General features: G+C 72.1%; 2 protein-coding genes. Both read left to right on the plus strand.

Annotation, left to right across the window (positions count from 1 at the left end; translation table 11 throughout):
• The first annotated feature begins 133 nt into the window (after positions 1-133).
• A complete protein-coding gene (locus tag ACWDS7_RS47705) occupies positions 134-541 on the plus strand; it encodes a pentapeptide repeat-containing protein (protein WP_451934706.1) in 408 nt (135 codons plus the stop codon).
• Positions 542-896: 355 nt separating this feature from the next.
• On the plus strand, positions 897-2871 hold a 1975-nt coding region (locus ACWDS7_RS47710), incomplete at its 3' end, for a DUF7779 domain-containing protein (protein ID WP_451934707.1).

Below are 2871 nucleotides of genomic sequence, written 5' to 3' on the forward strand. Positions count from 1 at the left end.
TCACCGTCGACCTCGCCGCCAGTAAGCGCACCTCCGCAGACTTCACCGTCGCCTCCGCCTGGGCCATCAGCCCCGACGGCGACCTCATCCTCCTGCACAACAGGAGAGCGGCAACCGGGAGGGCGAGCTGCAGGTGCGGCTGACCGCCCAGCGCATCCTGGCCGCCCACCTGCGTGACGACCGCCCCGCCGACCAGCGCTCCACACTCCCGGCCGCACCGGCCTTCTGGGAGGGGATGAGCCTGGACCTGACCGGCGCCACCCTCATCGACCTGGATCTGGCCGACAGCCATGTCACCGACGCCGTCTTCGACAAGACGACCTTCACCGGGCTCACCCGGTTCAACGCGGCGACCTTCACCGAGGACGCCCGATTCGACGGAGCAACCTTCACCAAGCGCCCTGGGCTGAGTGGAGCTGTGGTGGTCGATCCTGGGGCCGCTCATGTGTGGCCGGACGGATGGGGGCTGGAGACGACCCCAGAGGGAACCGGCCGTCTGATCCGAGACGAGGCAGACCGCGACCCGGTAGGGGAGAACTGACCGCAGGCCGCAGGCCGCAGACCGGAGGCGGCCCCAAGTCTTATACCGGACAGTGCGTCAATTCTGTCCGGTGTGCCCACCGCCGTTGCCCCTTTCTCCCGTACTTGGTCTGCCCCCCTTTCCGGCTTACTTGGTCTGCCCCTCTGACGATGCCCAGGGGCTTCCGCAGAGAACTGGCCGGTCCGGGACAAGCTCGTTGGGAGAAGATCAGCTGGTAACGGGTTCGTGACACCTTGGCGCGCTATCGACCGTAGACGGCAATCTTGGAAGGGTGTCGACTTCCCCCTCCTCCTCCCAGCCCGCGAGCGTGCCACCGACGCCGGTTCGACACCATCGGCGCCGGGTGGTGGCGGCCGTGGTCGTGGCCGTATCGGTGCTGGCACTGGCCATCGGGCTGGTGGGGTTCTTCGCCGATCCGCTGCACCTGCCGGATGCGGTGCTGGACGTGCTGGACAAGCGGGCCAGCGTGCTCAGCCTGTTCGTCGGCATCGCGGGCCTGGCGGTGGCCGGGGTGGGCCTGCTGCGCCAGCAGCCCCCGCCATCGTCCGATGCGCCCGCCGCGCCTGCTGTCTCCTCCTCCGGGCCGGGGTCGCCGGTGGTCGGCGGGGCGATGTCGGGCGGCATGGTCGTCGGGCAGGTCTCCGGTGGCACGACAGCCGGCCCGGGCGGCGCCGCGGCCGGTGGAGAGCGGGCTGTGGCCGTGGCCGGCGACCTCACCGCCGGAATGCTCATCACGGGCGACGGGGCCACGATCACCACGACGGCCGCCCAGATGCGGCCACCGCTGCCGCCCATCGGCGCGGTGGAGGTGCCGACGGCCGGGCTGGCCGGGCTGCCGCGCCGCCCGGCGGGAGTGTTCGTCGGCCGACAGGAGCAGCTGGAGCGGCTGGAGCCGGCGCTGCGCTCCGGCCCCGGGGTGATCACTCAAGCGGTGGTCGGGCTGGGCGGGATCGGCAAGAGCGAGCTGGCCCTGCAGTACGCCCACCGGCACCGGGACGCCTACCGGCTGGTGTGGTGGATCACCGCCGAAACCCCGGAGCAGATCCAGGCCGGGCTGGCCGAGCTCGGCCGGGCGTTGTGTGCCGGCGTGGCCTCCAACGCCGCGGCCCAGGCTCCGGCCGAGGAGGCCGAGGCGTGGGCGCTGGCCTGGCTGGCCGCCCATGACGACTGGCTGGTGGTCTTCGACAACGCCGGGGACGCCGAGGACCTGCAGCCCTGTCTCGGCCGCCTGAGAGCCGGGCACGTGCTGGTCACCAGTCGCCGGGCCGTCGGCTGGCAGGACGTTGGCGAGGTGCTGCAACTGGGCGTGCTGCCGCAGGCCGAGGCGGTGCAGCTGCTGCTGGCGGTGATCGGCGCCGAGACCACGGTCGACCGGGCGTCGGCCGGGGAGCTGGCGGCGGAGCTGGGGGAGCTGCCACTGGCCCTCAAGCAGGCCGGCGCCTACATCGCCGCCACCCCCGGCATGGATCCGGCCACCTATCTGGGCCTGCTGCGCACCACCCCGGTGCGGGCGCTGAGCGCCGACCCGCGCCGCGACACAGCGACCGACCGCGTCGTCGCCCGGGTGTGGCAGGTGACATGTGCGCGGATCGAGCAGATCGACCCACGGGCGATGCGGCTGCTGCGGGCGCTGGCCTGCTACGCCCCCGACGACCTGCCGTGTGAGGTGCTGACCGGGTTCGAGGGCGCGGATGCGGCCGTGATCGCCGACGCCCTGGGCGTGCTGGCCTCCTACAGCATGATCAATCGGTCGCGGGACGGGCGGGCGGTGAGCGTCCACCGCCTGGTCCAGGCCGTCACCCTGGCCGCCCTGCCCGACGACGCCCGTACCATCACCCGCGCCGCCGCCGCCGACCTGCTACAGGCCGCCCTGCCCGGCGACCCCGAGCGCATCTCCTCCTGGCCGCTCTACGCTCGGCTGCTGCCACACGCCCAAGCTGTCCTGGACGCCGGCTCCGACACCATGGGCACGATCCTCACTTACTTGGATGCCAGCGGCGACTACCGCTCCGCCCAAGCCCTGCAGCACCGCCGCTACACCGTGCTGCACCACACCCGCGGACCTGAACATCCGCAGACGCTGACCGCCCGGGCCAACCTGGCGTTCTGGACGGGACGGGCGGGGGATGCGGTCGGTGCGCGGGATCAGTTTGCGGCGCTGCTGCCGGTGCGTGAGCGGGTGTCGGGTCCTGAACATCCGCAGACGCTGACCGATCGGGCCAACCTCGCCCGGTGGACGGGGGAGGCAGGAGATGCGGCCAGGGCGCGGTTTCCAGGGGCCGCCACTGGGTGTACATGGCTTCGATGTTCTGGGCTGCTGCGATCAAGTC

Source organism: Streptosporangium sp. NPDC003464 (genome assembly GCF_053588315.1).